Below are 16,513 nucleotides of genomic sequence, written 5' to 3' on the forward strand. Positions count from 1 at the left end.
GGTGAGCGATCGTTTGATTGTTACAACCAGTGCAGACGCTTTTGCGCGCGGACTCGATTACCTCTACGGAATTCGCAGTCTCGCGCCTGATCCAGAGATGATCGATCTGATTCATGATTCCAAGAATCGTGAGGTGATCTGCACTTGGATCGGGCGGAAAATTGATGCGGTCAATCAACGACTCCATCAAATTCTGCAAGACTGCCACAACTGCTTTCATACCTGGGAGCAGCCGAATCTCCAAATTTTTGCAGCACCGTTCGCTCGATCGTTTGGCATCGATGCCATTTGTAATCTTGAAACTGAGCCAATCACGATTTTGGTCGATGTGGGGCGAGTCTTGCCGGAAGATTGGTTGCTCCTGGTTCTGCACGAATATGCTCATGCTCATGCAGGCTCACCGGGTCATCATTTGCAGTTTGCGCGATCGCTGACGCATCTTTGTCTAGGGTTGGAGATTACACCACCGATCGTGCAGCCTGGGCAGGAAGACTGTTTGCGATTTTATCCGCCTTGTCCTTTAATCCCAGACCCCTTAGCGTTTTGGAGAGGCGAAGGGCAGGAGTGGTGATATGACAATTTTGATCATCTCTGTTTAAGCTGCACCTTGCCAATTATTCTGGAGATACTTACTCTTTCTGAATCTTGAGTCATGCCAGCCCGGTTGCAGATTAAAGCTGAAGATTGCTCTCCGTTGGGGCAGTTTATTCTCCGATATCTGGAAGAAAATCAAATCAGTATGAATCGCTTGGCAGAGCTATCCGGTGTGCCTCAACCTCGTTTGAGGGGTGCTTGCTTTAAAGGGACTTGTCCGACCCCTGAAACGTTGAGAAAGCTTGCAAGAGTGATTGGCAAGAACCATTTAGAGCTTTACACGTTGGCTTACGAAGGGCGAATCGAACAGCTTCCTGAAACGGCTGAGGAAGATTCGCTCGATCGCTTAATTCGGGAGCTATTTGACACGGCTCGTGAACTAGAGTTGACTGCACCAAAGGTGTTGCCCTCTAAAGCGAAGATCCGAAAAGCGTTACTAGAGCTAGGGTTTTTAGAAGAGAACGCTGATCGAGCTTGAGCGTTTTTGCCAATAGAAAAACCTGAAGGCAAGAGAATCTAAAATCTCTTACTTTCAGGTTTTCAACGATCGACTTAATTCGGAACTGATCGATCAAACTTTCAGCACTTATCGACGATAAGGAACTGACTTCTCAATATCAATGTTGAGTGCAGAGATCAGTTGCGGCGGATTAACTCTTGGGCTGATACTGCGTGCCATATCCAAGAAGGCTGCTGGGCTGCCTGCTTTGGCTTGCTTGTCTTGAGGCACAAAACTGCGAACCGTAGACTGCCACATGATTTGCGGGAAGCCAAGCTTGCCACGATAGTAATCATCGTAGCGGGGTGATTTGATGTTGAACGGAAGTTCTCCAGCAGTTTGGCTCGGCAAGATGCGACGGCGTTGGTAGGGAACCGTGTCGTATCCGAACGCTTCTAGATACTCTGCACTGTTGAGCAGATCATCGATAAACCCAACAATTCCTCGGGTTGCAACCACGATCGACCATGAGATTTTTTCACGTTCGCCATAGACATCACGTCCTAGCACCCGTTGAACGGTCTGTTCCACAAAGCGATAGTTGCTGTTGAGATCGTAGAAGCTACGCTTGTAGGTATCAGAAAGTACGAGTCCGCGAATGAAGTCGCGCACGGTGATTTGTCCACTGCGAAGTTGCGATTCTAAGAAACGCTCTCTGTCTGCTGCAAACGCATGGAAAAAGATTTGACGATATGCCACTTCGATCAGCGTGTCCATATCGGATGGGGACAGCAAGTTTTCAGTGGAGTAAATCCGGGGCTGCTCATCACTTCCCACTTCATATCCAGCGACCCGTTGGTTTTGTGAAATCGGGGAATATTCTAAAAGAGGAATTGCCACGCCTAATAATCTCCCTTAATTCTTACGAATTTTTACGTGAGTTATTCATAATCATAAGGGTGAAGGCGAGCCATTATTCGATTTAGTCTGATAACGTTTACATATCTTAATCAGAGTTGGTGTAACGCAATTTTAGACACGATCGCGGCTGAATTTGAGAGATTTGCGACACAGTTGATCATTTTACTCAACAGATATCAATTCTTGTTTAACTAACTTTATATTCTACGGAGTGTCGTTTGACGGGATCAAAAAGCCTTTTCACAATGAAAGCGATCGCATCACTGGAGCTAGCCTGATGAGCCGACCGAATTATCTGCAAGTGTTCGCTGGTTTGATGGCATTTTTGATATGGCTGATTACGCCCCAACCTGCGTTATCTTGCTCGATCTCGTTTCATCAAGGCGTTGAAGCATTACAGACTGGGCAGTTTGAAGATGCAGTCCGTGCCTTTAGCATTGCTATTGATGCTGATCAAAATCAATCGTTAGCATATGCGAATCGCTGTCTTGCTCAGCTTGAATTAGCCCATTATTCAGAGGCGATCGCGGATTGTACAGCTTCGTTGAATCAGCAGCCTAATCAATCCGAAGTTCTGCTCAATCGTGGACTGGCTTACTATCGCATGGGCAATTATCAAGCTGCGATCGCGGATAATACAACTCTGTTACGCACTCATGCTGATGTTCGCGCTTACTTTAATCGCGGATTGGCAAAAGTCGCAATGCAACAGTACTGGCAGGCTTTAATTGATTACGATCGAGCACTCGCTCAACAGCCAGAAGATCAATCCACGATCGCTGAAATTTATACCGATCGCGGTTTAGCTTATTTTGCATTGCAGCAGATGCCAAAGGCAATCTCAGATTTTAGTCAAGCGATTGATTTGAACACACAGGATGAGCGAGCTTACTACAATCGCGGCTGTCTGTATCGCTGGCAAGGGAATTTTGTAGCGGCGATCGCCGATTTTACAACTGCGATCGCACTTCAACCGGATCATGCAAGCGCATATTTAGAGCGAGGAATTGCTCACGCTCAGAAGGGTCGAGCAGCAAGCGCACTTTCAGACTTGAAGAATGCAGCTTCTCTGTTTGAGCAACACGGACATACGATCGCGTATCAGCAAACTGTCGCTCTCATTCAGCAGTTACAATTGACAAGGCAAACTGCGATGGGTTGAGGGTTGTCTGTGAAGCGAATGGTTTTTTGTGATTTCGATGGCACGATTACAGTCGAAGAAACATTTGTAGCAATGTTGAAACGATTTGCACCTGAAGCTGCGGCTCAAGTGCTGCCTGAAATCTACTCAAAGCGAGTCACGCTTCGGCAGGGTGTGCGGCAGATGGTGGAAGCGATTCCTTCTTCGAGTTACTCGGATATTATTGAGTTCACGCGCCCAAAAGCGATTCGACCTGGTTTTGTTGAGTTACTAGATTTCCTAGAGCAAGAATCGATTCCATTTATCGTGATTTCGGGTGGATTTCGAGGCATGGTGGAGGCTGTACTCGAACCGTTTCTCGATCGCATTGTGGCAATTCATGCGATGGATATTGATACGACAGATGCTTACTTGCAATTGAATTCGCTTTATGAGAGTGGCACTGAAATTGTTGCAAAAGCTGAAATTATGGCAACTTATGGGGCAGATGAGACGATTGCGATCGGAGATTCGGTGACAGATTGGAATCTCGCAATGGCAGCTTCTCTTGTGTTTGCACGTCCGCCGCTGACCCAGTATTTGGAAGAGAAAGGGAAATCCTTTCTCATTTGGGAGGACTTCTTTGACGTGCGGGATCATCTCTCAGACTGGCTGAAGTAAGCCAAGAGGACACTATCAAAGTTCTTCAGTACTATTTAAGCCACTATCATTATGTGTAAATCTCTTCGTGTTTCATTAAAAGCTTCAGATCCTAAAGCCAACTGAAACGAAGTAGCTATAGATTGATGTGTACACGTCGCTGATAGCTTAGAGGGATTTTGGCTGAGTCCATACGCTAAAAACTGAAGTTATATTCACAGCTTTACACAATGTACTACTGAGAATTCAGTCTAATCATCAGGTACTAGGCATGAAGAAATCTAGTATTAATCGTGCTGCTGTTTAGCATATTTCGAGAAGAGTAGTACACACTTCAAAGCTGGTTTACGAGAGATCTGAGGGCTTCATGTAGTTTGTAGACGATCTCCTGATTGCACTTCTTCGTGTGGTTTGGGCAACTGTCCCCATTGCCCCCATCGCAGGAGTATCGTCCTCATGTTTGAAACTCATGAAGACTGTCTTGCTTATCTAGAAGAAATCCGCTGGAATGGAACGCCAATTTGCCCATATTGCGGTTCAACTAAGGCGACAAAGTATAAGAAAGAACATCGCTACCGTTGCAATAGCTGTTTTACTTCGTATAGTGTGACAGTTGGAACTCTATTTCACAAAACTCATCTAGATTTACGCAAATGGTTTAGCGCGATTTTATTACTTTATAAGCTAAACCGCGATATCAGTATTCGCAAACTTGCCAAAGAAATTCAAGTCAATCGAGCAACTGCATCGCTTATTGTCGATCGAGTTCTGAATGTCTCTCCAGAGCAATCAGAGATTTTGGGAAAAATTGTTCAGTTCATATCATCAAAAAGTTAAGTTGAGGTGTATCGGAGATGTCATCAGAGCACAATTCCAAAGCAGCAGCCAGGAAAAAGGCAATCAAAGTTTCCATGCCTGTGATTGTCTCAACTCTTGTCTTTTTTATTCTTATGGTAACCAGTTGGTTTCTTTTCAATCCTACTCTCATCAATACATTAATGAATTTGAGGGGAAAACCCGTAGAGGAGGACATGAAGACTAAATTGAGTGAAGAAGTTAAACAGCAAATACGAGAAGAAGCTAGAAAGCAAGTCACACAGGCGCGAACCAAGATATTAGCTGATCAAAAAGCAATTCTCCAACTTGATAAAACCTCTCCTCTAGGGCGAACTTACATTAGCGAAGAGATTAGTAAACAAGCAAGAGAGCAGTCAGAGAAAGTGGCAAAAGATGAAATTAATCAAGCAAAAGGAGATTTGTTTGGGCAAGTTGCTTTTCCTGTAATATTTGCAATAGCATCCATATTCGCAGCTTTCGCAGTCAAAGACATTCTTACAGAGGTATTAAAGCAACAGGAACGAGACAGAATCAGGCAAGATCTTGAGAAAGAGTTAACAGACTACATAGTACCAAGATCAATCAGGGCGAATCAAAGAGATTTGTCCCATCGTTTGGTAGAAATCACATCGCATATACATCTACTAGAATACGAGCTAATTAATATTAAATTAAATCATTTAGTTGCTGAGCTTGAAGATGCTGAAGGAGCACCAACAATAGAGACATTGCGAGTTGTCGGGGAATTATCTAATCGATCAAATAAGGCACTACTTAATATCAGGACTATTTCTGAAGAAGGCCTAGCAATTCTGAGAGTTGCTAATCACAAAATTCTAGAACTTAAAGTCAGGGGGCTTGGTGGAGATTTAGTAAAACTAGAGCGAGATGGAGAGCAAGATCTAGAAAACGAAACACAATATACATTAAATCTTTTTCAAGCCCAGATAAACTTACTAGCTACCACCCTGACCAAAGCTAAAGAGGGTCTGGAAAAATCCGAGCAGCATAAAATTGATTCTTTAATTAGAGATTTGGGAAAATTTTTATCCAGAAACCTATTAGAGGAGATGGAAAGAAGTGCGTACGAAACTCGGACTGAGCAGACTCGCATTACTCCTGGAGAACTACCTCCCATGAAGGAATGACACATTGCAAGAGTGAGCTGCATAGCCAGGAAGAAACTGAATCCTTAGCACTGGAAGCACAGATCATTGTTCAATCAGAAATTAGCGCACTAGCTAATTTGCGATAATAACTGGAGTGCTCTACTTTAGGTTCGGCGCTAAGTTTTTGAAAGTGATCTGCACAATATTTGAAAATGTGTTTGTTTAAACCGGGTACTGAAGCAGAAAACGTACTTAAGTACTGCTTTAGATAAGGTACATATTCTTCAAGAACAAGCATCCCATTCCGTCCGCCAACTTCAACCCTTACTGCATCTACGATAAGTACATTTAAGCGGTCTATAAATGAATGATACAGCTTGGTTTGAGTAGGTTGGGTAGATAAACTAGAAGACCATGATGTCCAATCTACTTCAGGACAAAAATTTGTCCCTGATATGTATGGAAATTCTTTCCCTTGTACAAACGTATTGTAGTTCTTGTACTTGAAGTCAAGTTCGGTCAAAAGTTCCTCCATTATTTTCATCTCTTCCTGAATTTTATTTCGTACGAAGCTAATTCCCCAATCGACAATTGAATGATCCCCTTTCGGAAGTCTGACTTTCTGACTTTCTAACCTCTCTAAAAGCTCGCTCAATTGTGTCTCCGTTGAAATTTCTATCTGAGTAAAGTGCTGGATTAGTGAATCGATCAACAATCGCTTGTACATAAGATATTTGCCTTGGCACAGCAAAGCTGTACCGCTAACTATACCAATATTATAGTTCATATGTATTATTCAGGATGTAAAATTCTGATATAGAAAGTTTGTTCTTGTTCTCTCGAAGAAGTAGCGTTCTTTGTTACAGTGATGACCAAATGGTCGCAAATATAACGAGCGTGATCGCGCTTTTCTCTATGCTCCCTCAATCGTCGCATCCAGATTTACCGCTCACTGCTCTTGCACCGATGCAGGATGTGACGAATCTCTGGTTTATGAAAGTTATCGCTCAGTACGGTAGCCCGGATTATTTCTTCACTGAGTATTTTCGGGTGAATGATACATCGAGACTCGATCGCACCATTCTCGAAGCGATTACTGAGAATGATACAGGTCGCCCTGTTTTTGCTCAGATGATTGGGGAAAGCATTCCAGATTTAGTCAGAACTGCAAAAGAACTGTGTCGCTATGAATGTGCTGGAATCGATTTGAATATGGGCTGTCCAGCACCCAGAATCTACAAAAAGAATGTGGGTGGCGGATTGCTGCGAGAACCTGAAAAAGTCGATCAAATTTTAGGCGCACTCCGACAAACCGTGACCGATCGACCGTTTACCGTCAAGATGCGCGTCGGGTTTGACAATACAGATAATTTCTACAAAATTTTAGACTTGATCAATCGCCACAACGTTGATCTCCTCAGCTTGCATGGTCGAACTGTTAAAGATATGTATCACGGGACTGTGAAATACGATTTGATTGCTGAAGCGGTTCGATGGGTGAATTGTCCTGTGCTAGCAAATGGCAATGTTCACTCGGCACAATCTGCGATCGACGTTCTGGCTAAAACAGGTGCAGCAGGCGTAATGGTTGGGCGTTGGGCGATTGGTAATCCTTGGATTTTTGAGCAAATTCGACAAGGGTTACAAGGTGAGAAGATTACTCCTGTCCCTTTAGCTGAAGTGCGTCAGTATATCGATCGATTATGGAAAACTCCAACAGCAGCAAATGTTCCAGAGCGTGCAAGACTTGGCTATCTCAAGATGTTTTTGAACTATGTTGCGCTGAGTATTGATGCTGAAGGGAATTTTTTGAAGTCGATGCGCCAGACTCAAACTGAGACGGAATTGTTTCATTTATGCGATCGCGTTTTACTAACCGATCAGACGAAAACTTTCGCATCAACGCCTTATTCAGGAGTCTAATTCAACTGACTGCGAAATCGATTTGTACTAATCAACAGAAACGCGATCGCAAATACAAACAGCACGATCGCCTCTGGATACAGCACATCTAATCCATTGCCTTTTAGTAAAACGCCTCGCGCGATTTTAATGTAATGTCGCAGTGGATTCGCAAGCGACAGGATTTGAAAAAACTTTGGCATACTTTCTACTGGGGCAATCGCTCCTGAAAGCTGAATCAACGGAAGATTGATAAAAAACGAAGTCAAAATTGCTTGCTGTTGCGATCGCGAAATCGTTGCTAGTAAAAAGCCTATTCCAATTCCAACACAAGCATACAGCCCAGAAAAAAATAGAAACAACAACAAATTCCCGCGAAACGGTACATGAAAGATAAAGTAAGCTACCGAAAGTGCCAACATCACTTCACCTAATAGTAAAAAGAACAAAGGTACAACTTTCGCTAAGATAATCTCCCAATCTGCCGCAGGAGTCATAAGTAGCTGCTCTAAAGTCCCCGTATCTTTCTCTCGCACGACCGCTGATGTTGAGACTAAAGAGCTACCCAGATTAAGCACCAGCCCAATCACACCTGGAACGATAAACCAGCTTGAAACTAATCCCGGATTGTAGAGGATTGCAGCTTCGGTTTGAATTGGAGGAACCGTATCAGGAGAAAATTGCCGCCCAAATTGTCGAATAATCTGAGACGCATAGCCACTAGCAATCCCTGCTGTATTCGCATCTACTGCATCAATGAGAACTTGCACTTCCGCAGGTCGATCGCCTTTGAGCGATCGATTAAAATCGCTTGGAATGACTAATCCCGCTGTAATCTCGCCTTTTTGAACTTGCTGACCTAATGTGCGCTCATCGATCGGACTCGATTTAACGTCAAAGACCCGATTGACCGTCATTGTTGCCGTCAATTCTCGACTCAGCGTCGTGTTCGCATAGTCTACGACTCCAAGCTTCAGATGCTGCACATTCGGACTCAGAGCAAATCCGAAAATCAAAAGCTGGACTGTTGGCGGAAAGACGAGCAAAAAGATCAATTGTTTGTTGCGGAGAATCTGCCGAATTTCCTTGAGTGCTAGGACAAAAAATCGACTGGCTAGGAAATGACGAAGGATAGGCATGGGTTGATCTCCAATAAATTGGAATGGGGGAGTGGGGGAATAGGAGCATTCTTTTGTTCTTCAACTGCAGGCTATCCGGGTAGCTGCATTCGACCTAGGATTCGACGAGCAATATTGAACAAGACAAACGCGATCGCGGCTAAACACAGCGGAGCCGTCCAAACTCCCGGCCATCCTGCTCCTCGAACAAACGCATCTCGCGATAGTTCAATAAAATATCGCGCTGGAACGACACTCGAAACTAGCGATAACGGAAATGGAATGTTGCTGAGTGGATAGATAAAGCCGGATAACAACAGCGCAAGTAAAAATCCAGCCGTTGCGACCGCTTGCACAGCAACCGATCGATTTCCAGTTCTCACTCCAATCAACAATCCAAACATCACGCTTGCTAGCAGAAACAATGCTCCTCCAAACAGAAACGGAGTCGGATCGCCGACAAACCTCAACTGCCAAATCGCTGCTCCAATTCCTATCACCACGATCGCTTGTCCGATCGCAATTAGAAAATAAGCCAAACATTTTCCTAAAAGTAATTCAGCCGCACTAATATTAGAGGCGTAAGTTTGTAGAATCGTCCCTTGCTCTTTCTCTCTCGCCATTGCTAGCGCTGCAAGTAAACTCGGATAAACTGCCAAAATCACCCCAAACACTCCAGGAACAATATACAGAGATTCTTGCCGCCCAGGATTAAACCACAATCGAATTTTTGCGACTAATTTAGGAGACGATCGTAGTAAACCTTCATCCTGAATAAACGCATTTGTGAAGGCTTGAAGACTATTCTTGATCACCCGCGCATTGTTCACATCAGTTCCATCAATCAGCACTTGCACATTTGTTGATCGACCTGCTTCCACATCTGCACTAAACTTAGGCGGAATGATCACAGCAGCTTGAGCAATCCCGCGTTCGATGCCATCTCGTAATGGATCAAGCCCGCTCCATTGCACCGGAACAAATTGATTCGTCACATACAGCCTTTCTGTATAAGTTTGACTGAGATGAGTGCGATCGAAGTCCTGCACAATCAACGCAATATTCTTTGCCTCCAATCGAATTGCAAATCCAAAAATGAATAAGGTCATCAATGGCAAAATAAACGCCAGTGCTAGAGTTAAGCGATCGCGTCTAAATTGAGCCAGTTCTTTTTGAGCTTGAGTGAGAATACGTTTCATAGCTTTGCCTGAGCGCGCTGGACAACCCCGATAAAGGCATCTTCGAGGGAGTAGGGAATGGGAAGTAGGGAAATAGGAGATAAATTTGCAGCGATGAGCCGCGATCGCAGCTCTTCAATCTCTTCGGGATGATCAATCACCACATGTAAGCGATCGGCAAAAATTGAAACACGCCAACTTTCCATCTGTTGCTTGAGTAAGTTGGAAGCAATTTGAGCGTGAGGAACAACGACTTCGATCAGTTGTCCAGGCTGCGCTGCTTTAATCTGACTCGGTGAGCCTTCTAGTACCGTTTCACCTGCCACCATAAAGCTCATTCGATTGCATTGTTCTGCTTCTTCCAGATAGTGAGTAGTAACCAAGATCGCAGCACCATTTCGGGCAAAATCATTGATCAATCGCCAGAATTGCCGTCTTGCGAGCGGATCAACACCAGATGTCGGCTCATCCAAGAATAAAATATCAGGCTCATGCATCACAGATGCGCCAAAAGCAACCCGTTGCTTCCATCCCCCCGGCAATTGTCCCGTGACCATATCTTCCTGTCCTTCGAGTCCGCAGGTTGCAAGTACCCAGTCGATCTTCTCGCGTCTGTGTTGACGAGGCACGCCATACACACCACTGTAAAACTCTAGATTTTGAACGATCGACAAATCATCATATAGCGTAAATTTCTGGCTCATATAGCCAATACGCTTTCTCAAATCGCGACTGCGAAGATTTCCCCGTTCTCCACCAAGGGCAATCTCACCTGAGCTAGACGGCAGCAATCCACACAGCATCTTGATCGTGGTGGTTTTTCCAGCTCCATTCGCACCAAGTAATCCGAAAATCTCACCGTAGCGAACTTCAACATTCGCATTCTTAACGGCTTGGAATGTGCCGAAGACTCGATTGAGATTGTGCGCATAGATTGCAATCTCTTCTGGAGATTTCCGACCCGATCGAGCACGCGGAAATTCTAAAATCTTCGGAGCTAAACCTTGCTGCCGCAGTTGAGTGACGAAAACATTTTCTAACGTGGGTTCTGTAATCTGGAGTGAGGAGAGTTCTAGCTGTCGATCGCGAAATTGCTCTCGAATGGCTTGCTCTCCCACTTTTTCATCGACGACTAACACATCTAAGCGATCGCCAAAAGTTTGCACATCTGCAATCTCGCGATGATCGCTCAACATCTGTTCGGCGACTGCAAGCTGCGGGGTATGCACTTCCAGTCGATGCAAGCCTAAACTTTGTCTCAATTCAGCCGGAGTGCCAATGTGCTGAATCATTCCGTCATACATCAATGCAACTCGATTGCAGCGTTCTGCTTCATCTAAATAAGGTGTTGCGACGATGATCGTCACTCCTTCGGCTGCTAAAGTAGCAAGCACATCCCAGAATTCACGACGCGATACGGGATCGACACCCGTTGTCGGTTCATCGAGCAAAAGTACTTGAGGCTGAGAAATTAAAGCAGAACAGAGCGCGAGTTTTTGCTTCATTCCGCCTGAGAGTTGTCCAGCTAAGCGATCGCTAAATTGATCTAAGCTCATCAATCGCAGATACTTCTCTCGCCGCTGTTGAAAAAGATGATCTGGAACTTCTCGCAATCCAGCCATGTAGCGCAGATTTTCATCAATGCTGAGATCTAAATACAGCGAAAACTGCTGAGTGAGATAGCCGATCTGCAATCGCGCATCTCTCGGCAATCGTCCCAAAACTTGAACATTGCCACCAGTTGCTTCCATCACCCCTCCTAGGATGTGAAAGGTCGTCGTTTTCCCGGCTCCATCCGGACCAATCAAGCCAAACAATTCACCCGCAGCAACACTAAAATCAATCCCGCGAACTGCCGTCACCTGACCATATTGTTTCTGCAAGTGCTGCACTTGAACAATCGGATCAGCAACGCGCTGAGAAAGAGGAGCAGATACGATCGCAGTCATAGCTCTACTCCTTGAGTAAAATTTCCCCGTCCGCAGGCATTCCAGGCTTGGCAAATCCGGCTGGATCGTCGATCGCAATTTTTACTCCAAAAACTTGTTTAACTCGATCGTCGCGAAAGTAGATATTTTCTGGCGTAAACGAAGCTTTTGGATCGATCGCAGCGACTCTCGCACTCAGCGGCTTTTTCGGAGCAGAATCTAAAAACACCTGAGCGCGCTGACCTACGCGAATTTTGCCAATGCTACTTCCAGGGATATATCCTCGTAAGTACACTGTGTTCAAATCAACCACCGTCAACAATGTCTTGCCCGTTGCCACCACTGCTCCAGGTTCAACAGGTCGAGCCGTAACCACACCACGAATCGGACTTTTCACAACGAAAGAATCTAAGCGTTTCTGAATCTGTTGCTGATTGGCTAACGCATTTTTCACTTTTGCCTGTGCGGCAGCGAGTTTTGCTTGGGCTTGCTGTCGTTGCTGTTGTAATCCAGCCAGTTGTGCGCCGCGAATCTCCGGATTCAATTCGGTCGTTTCAGTCTGGGTTAATCCACCCTGCGCCGCATTCAACTGATCTCGCGCTGCATTCACCGCTTCTTCTCGCGCTTGTAAAGTGGCGATCGCCGTTTCTACGCCTGCCTGAGCCGTCTCAAAATTCATTTGAGCTTGATCAAACTGCTGACGATTCACAGCGCCTTGAGTCACTAACCGCGCATAGCGATCGCGATCGGATGCTGCTAGCTTGGCTCGCGATCGTGCTTCTTTGACTTGAGCTTCTGCCTGCTTTACTTGAGCTTCTGACTGTGCTAACTGTGCCTTTGCTGCCGAGACATTAGAAGTCGCTTGATCAATTCGTCCCCGCGAATCCCCTTGCGATTGTTGCACATTCAACTGTGCTTCTTGAATCCGACTCTCTGCGACTGTAATCTCTAATCGCGCCTGCTGTTCTTCTTGCCGTGCTGCTGCGACCTGTGCTTCTGCTGCCCGCAATTGCTCATTCACTTCCTCATCGATCAATTGCGCGACGACTTGACCTTTCTGCACCTCATCTCCTTCGCGGAAATTGATTGCACTAATTCGCCCGGCTGTTTTCGCACCGATATCGGTTTCATCGGCTTCGATGCGTCCGCTAAGCGGTAAGGTCGCGGCTTCTGGCTTTGGCAAAAAGTGCCAAGTGGCAAATCCAATTCCGACGATCGCGAAAACCGCAGGAATGATCAAGACTCGCTTCGATTTCTGAGATGGCTTCTGAGACGGCGCATCTGGAACATGATCTGCAGGCTGTGGAAGAGTGTGAGCCATATTGTGAAGTCTGGTTGCAGAATACAAATCATACTAGACGGTCTAGTATGATTAAACAATGTTTTCTTTGGAAAAGTTCACCAAATGCCGAAACTTTCCCCGGAGCGTCAAGTGGTTAAACGAGAGCAAATTCTCAAAGGTGCAATGACCGTCTTTCTCACATCCGGCTATGCTGGAACGAGTATGGATCGTGTTGCAGCAGAGGCAGGCGTTTCTAAACAAACAATTTATAGTTACTTCCAAGACAAAGAGGGATTGTTTCGCTCACTGATCGAGCAAGCGACGATTATTCGCTTTACCACTCTATTTGAGCTAGATCATCAAAAGGTTGAGCCTGAACAATTACTCCGACGATTGGCAGAAATTTTCTTCAATGATGTGGTCGATCGCGGCAACTATATTCCGCTCCTGAGAATTGTGATTGGCGAATCAGAGCGATTTCCAGAATTAGCACGACTCTATACACAAGCAGTTGTGCAGCGTGGAAAATCAATGCTGTGTGAATATTTGCGATCGCGCAAAGAACTCAAGTTGCATGACCCAGAAGCGATCGCTCAGATCTTCTTCGGCTCAATGGTCTCTTGGGTGATCTTGCAAAAAATGCTTTATGGAGAAGAATTGATGCAACTCTCCCGCGATCGAGTCGTAGATCAATTAGTTCATTTGATTTTAAGCAACTCTGATGAGCGCAAGATTGAATCTACGCCGATAGAAAAGCATTGATGATGAAAAACCTTGAGTTCACGGTGAACTCTTAAGCTTGGCGATATCGATCGAGTAATTCTCTCAAATAGTCAAATCCATCGACTCCAATTTCTGCGATCAAACTCGATCGCTGACTTTGCAAAATCTGCTCGAAGCGATCGCCTAATTGTCCTTGCAGAATCGTGAGCAATCCAGCCGAGGTGCGCCAATCCGTTGAACCCATCTGTTCAAGTTTGTACATCGCCATTGCCGAAGCCAAAATTGCTTTTTCTGCATCTTGACGCTGATAAAACACCTCGCCCACATATGCTAAACAGAGCGCATGTAAATAGCGATCTCCTGACTCTCCTGCCGCATAGCTGCCTTGTTCGAGGTACTTCAAAGCTTGTTCAGCGTCATTCAACGTCACGTAAGCACTGCCTAAGCTAATGGCACATAAAGCTTGGCTCTGCAAATCTCCGAGTTTTTCAGACAAAGCTAAGCCTTGTTCTAAATAGCCGATCGCTAATTCATACGCATCCGGATCAGATTCGAGTAATTGAGCTTGAAAGACCTCAGCATAGCCCAAGTTAGCAAGCGCATTTGCTTCCCCCATACGATCGCCCGATTGCCGACTGAGAATTAAAGCTCTTTGACTGGTACTAATTGCTTCTGCATAGTTCTTCTCGATGATACTAATGCGGCTTAAATGATTGAAATTCGCAATCTCACAACGCCTGTCACCCGCGTCTTGAGCAATCTCCTTTGCCTGTGTATGTAGCTCTTTTGCAACCTCTAATGCGCCAATGATGCGCTGTGTCGATCCAATCAGCGTCAGAATTCGCGCCTTTTCCTGGGTTCCTTTCACTCGCTTCAAAGGCTCACTCAGATAGTTCATTGCCTCGCGGAAGTAAGTTCCAGTAAAAGACGTATAAATCGTTCCATATAAGGGGAAGTATTTCCGTTGGGCAAAAACTCGGAGAATCTGCAACGTGACTCGAAACGAGGCTTCTGAAAAACGTTCGCGATTGATCGAATTCAAACCCGTCGATCGAGAAAATCCTCCTGCTAGCTCCGACCAAATCAACGCAAATGTGAGAAAAATCGAAACCGACATTGACGTTCCTGCTTTGGAACTATAGCTTTGATTTTCCGCCCAACTGACTAATCCTCGTTGTAACGTTTGCACAACGATCAGAAATTCAATCCAATCTGATAATGCAACTTCAGTCTGCGATTCTGCCCATTCTCCTGCGGATTGTTCTTGATCAAGAGCCGCAAAAAACGACTTTGGCAAATTCCCGATCGCTTGCCCTGCCCACAATTCCCAGGGTCTGACTCCTCTCGATGTTCCTCCAAATCCTAATTGCTCCGGGTTATAAATCCAGCTAATTAAATGAGGCTGCAAAACCTCCCAAGATTTGAATCCTCGCAGAATTCCATCACTAAGTTGCGAGAGTTCTTGCTGAGTTTCTGCATCAGAAATCGGTTGCTGCTTGAGAGTCAGCGCAACTTGCTTGAGTTGATCAGAATTGAGGCTTTCAGGATGATTTGGATCGCTTAACGTCAGAAAAATCAGAATGCGATCGCGTTTATCTGCCTGATTAAGTTGCCGCACAGAAGTTGCGATCGCACTTCTATTTTGATTATCCGATTGCCAGCGTTTCCATTCTCCTTCAATCGTCTGCAATGCCCGCATCGCTCGCATCGCTTTCGCCTGTGTTAACTCATCACTTTTATCATTCGCTGTGGTTTGAGTCTGCACCATGCGATCGCGAAATTTGGCATCAAACACTTCACCGCTATCCGGTTCAATCTCTTGCACCAGCATTTGATAAACCTGTTCTTTGGATCGAATATTCCCCTTCAGCGTTTGCTGAATAATTTGTTCAATCAAATTAGAATAGCGATCGCCCAGTGCAGAATCAGACATAACGAATCAGAATAAATGGAGCTTTCCCTATTCTAAAAGTTTCCGCCAAAGTCTTTTATTTCTGATCAAAGTTCCGATCAAAACTAAGTGCGTAGGGCTTGAGAATCGGGCATTCTTCGGTATGATGAAAAATAATTCGATCGCATTTTGGTGCGTCGCTGTTCCTGGTCATGAGGAGTCGAGCAATGGAATTTTTAACAGGTTTGTTTGGACGATTCGATAAAAAGCTCACTGTTTGCGGAGCAGCGCTCATCGGAATTTGTGCGATTCAAGCGCCTGCTTCCGCTCAAGCCGCATACGGCAGCTATATCGGTGTTGGACCAGCGGTCGGATTGTCGAGCGGAGATGGAGATGGGAGCCGCGTTTCGGCAGTGATAGCTGGACGCTACAAGTTTCTGAGAGCACCCGTATCATTGCGAACCCAAGCGTTTATTGGCAGTGGAACCGCGATCGTACCCACCGTTTCTTACGATTACCCACTGAATTGGCAGACTGATATTTATATCGGAGCAGGGGCTTCGATTCCGCTCGGCGGAGAGACGGTGTTGGGAAATCGCACCAGTTTTGCGATTCAGCCAGGGATTGATTATGCACTGCCGAATAGCAACGTTGTCGTATTTGGCAATGCGGTGATCGCGTTTGATGGCTATAAGAATGGGGGCGCAGCCGCAACCCTGCAAGGTGGAGTCGGTCTGCGATTCTAAAACTCAAGGTTCGACTTTGCTCACTCTGCTTTGGCTCTGTTGCCATAAGTGAAGCGAAGTCGAAC

General features: G+C 45.4%; 16 protein-coding genes. 9 read left to right on the top strand and 7 right to left on the bottom strand.

Translation table 11 applies throughout. The features are described 5' to 3' along the window. Nucleotide 1 precedes the first annotated feature (1 nt). Both OU814_RS29990 and OU814_RS29995 read left to right on the top strand, forming a co-directional pair. Nucleotides 2–571 (top strand): hypothetical protein, encoded by a 570-nt coding sequence (locus OU814_RS29990; RefSeq protein ID WP_017288651.1) that lies wholly within the window; start codon nt 2–4, stop codon nt 569–571. Between the two features lie 81 nt (nt 572–652). Further along, nucleotides 653–1,072, top strand: a complete 420-nt coding sequence (locus OU814_RS29995; protein ID WP_017288650.1) for a helix-turn-helix domain-containing protein — start codon at nt 653–655, stop codon at nt 1,070–1,072. Between the two features lie 108 nt (nt 1,073–1,180). On the opposite strand, the gene OU814_RS30000 is transcribed toward OU814_RS29995, so the two are convergent. Then, a complete protein-coding gene (locus tag OU814_RS30000) occupies nt 1,181–1,933 on the bottom strand; it encodes a phycobilisome rod-core linker polypeptide (protein WP_017288649.1) in 753 nt (250 codons plus the stop codon). 298 nt (nt 1,934–2,231) lie between these two features. Here OU814_RS30000 and OU814_RS30005 point away from each other — a divergent pair, with 298 nt between their 5' ends. The 4 genes from OU814_RS30005 to OU814_RS30020 all read left to right on the top strand — a co-directional run bounded on the left by OU814_RS30005 (nt 2,232) and on the right by OU814_RS30020 (nt 5,719). After that, complete coding sequence (locus OU814_RS30005) at nt 2,232–3,116, top strand: tetratricopeptide repeat protein (protein WP_268243124.1); 885 nt, start codon at nt 2,232–2,234, stop codon at nt 3,114–3,116. A gap of 18 nt (nt 3,117–3,134) precedes the next feature. Further along, a complete protein-coding gene (locus tag OU814_RS30010) occupies nt 3,135–3,755 on the top strand; it encodes an HAD-IB family phosphatase (RefSeq protein ID WP_268243180.1) in 621 nt (206 codons plus the stop codon). Between the two features lie 435 nt (nt 3,756–4,190). After that, nucleotides 4,191–4,571 (top strand): IS1595 family transposase, encoded by a 381-nt coding sequence (locus tag OU814_RS30015; RefSeq protein ID WP_268243125.1) that lies wholly within the window; start codon nt 4,191–4,193, stop codon nt 4,569–4,571. A gap of 17 nt (nt 4,572–4,588) precedes the next feature. Beyond that, nucleotides 4,589–5,719, top strand: coding sequence for a hypothetical protein (locus tag OU814_RS30020; RefSeq protein ID WP_268243126.1), 1,131 nt, complete (start codon nt 4,589–4,591; stop codon nt 5,717–5,719). 70 nt (nt 5,720–5,789) lie between these two features. Here OU814_RS30020 and OU814_RS30025 read toward each other — a convergent pair whose 3' ends face one another. Next, nucleotides 5,790–6,467, bottom strand: coding sequence for a hypothetical protein (locus OU814_RS30025; protein WP_268243127.1), 678 nt, complete (start codon nt 6,465–6,467; stop codon nt 5,790–5,792). Nucleotides 6,468–6,595: 128 nt separating this feature from the next. On the opposite strand from OU814_RS30025, the gene OU814_RS30030 reads away from it, so the two are divergent. Beyond that, complete coding sequence (locus tag OU814_RS30030) at nt 6,596–7,603, top strand: tRNA-dihydrouridine synthase family protein (protein WP_268243128.1); 1,008 nt, start codon at nt 6,596–6,598, stop codon at nt 7,601–7,603. Here OU814_RS30030 and OU814_RS30035 read toward each other — a convergent pair. From OU814_RS30035 to OU814_RS30050, 4 genes are all read right to left on the bottom strand, one after another. Next, nucleotides 7,600–8,721: an ABC transporter permease gene (locus OU814_RS30035; protein WP_190651934.1), complete on the bottom strand. Its 1,122-nt coding sequence runs from the start codon at nt 8,719–8,721 to the stop codon at nt 7,600–7,602. The two genes, OU814_RS30030 and OU814_RS30035, sit on opposite strands and share 4 nt — an antisense overlap. Nucleotides 8,722–8,792: 71 nt before the next feature. Beyond that, the gene (locus OU814_RS30040; protein WP_268243129.1) at nt 8,793–9,899 is read right to left on the bottom strand and encodes an ABC transporter permease; all 1,107 of its coding nucleotides are present in this window, start codon (nt 9,897–9,899) and stop codon (nt 8,793–8,795) included. Further along, nucleotides 9,896–11,827: an ATP-binding cassette domain-containing protein gene (locus OU814_RS30045; protein ID WP_268243130.1), complete on the bottom strand. Its 1,932-nt coding sequence runs from the start codon at nt 11,825–11,827 to the stop codon at nt 9,896–9,898. The genes OU814_RS30040 and OU814_RS30045 overlap by 4 nt, the downstream gene beginning before the upstream one ends. A 4-nt stretch (nt 11,828–11,831) precedes the next feature. Beyond that, on the bottom strand, nt 11,832–13,127 hold the full coding sequence (locus OU814_RS30050) for an HlyD family secretion protein (RefSeq protein WP_268243131.1): 1,296 nt from the start codon (nt 13,125–13,127) through the stop codon (nt 11,832–11,834). A gap of 84 nt (nt 13,128–13,211) precedes the next feature. On the opposite strand from OU814_RS30050, the gene OU814_RS30055 reads away from it, so the two are divergent. Further along, nucleotides 13,212–13,850 carry a TetR/AcrR family transcriptional regulator gene (locus OU814_RS30055; RefSeq protein WP_268243132.1) on the top strand — a complete coding sequence of 213 codons (639 nt, stop codon included), beginning with the start codon at nt 13,212–13,214 and terminating at the stop codon, nt 13,848–13,850. A 31-nt stretch (nt 13,851–13,881) separates the two neighbouring features. Here OU814_RS30055 and OU814_RS30060 read toward each other — a convergent pair whose 3' ends face one another. Further along, a complete protein-coding gene (locus OU814_RS30060) occupies nt 13,882–15,744 on the bottom strand; it encodes a tetratricopeptide repeat protein (protein WP_268243133.1) in 1,863 nt (620 codons plus the stop codon). 185 nt (nt 15,745–15,929) lie between these two features. Between OU814_RS30060 and OU814_RS30065 the strand changes: the two genes are divergently transcribed. After that, entirely contained in the window at nt 15,930–16,448 is a 519-nt protein-coding gene (locus tag OU814_RS30065; RefSeq protein ID WP_268243134.1) for a hypothetical protein, read from the top strand. Nucleotides 16,449–16,513 lie beyond the last annotated feature (65 nt).

Source organism: Leptolyngbya sp. GGD (assembly GCF_026735145.1).
Classification (GTDB): domain Bacteria; phylum Cyanobacteriota; class Cyanobacteriia; order Leptolyngbyales; family Leptolyngbyaceae; genus Leptolyngbya; species Leptolyngbya boryana.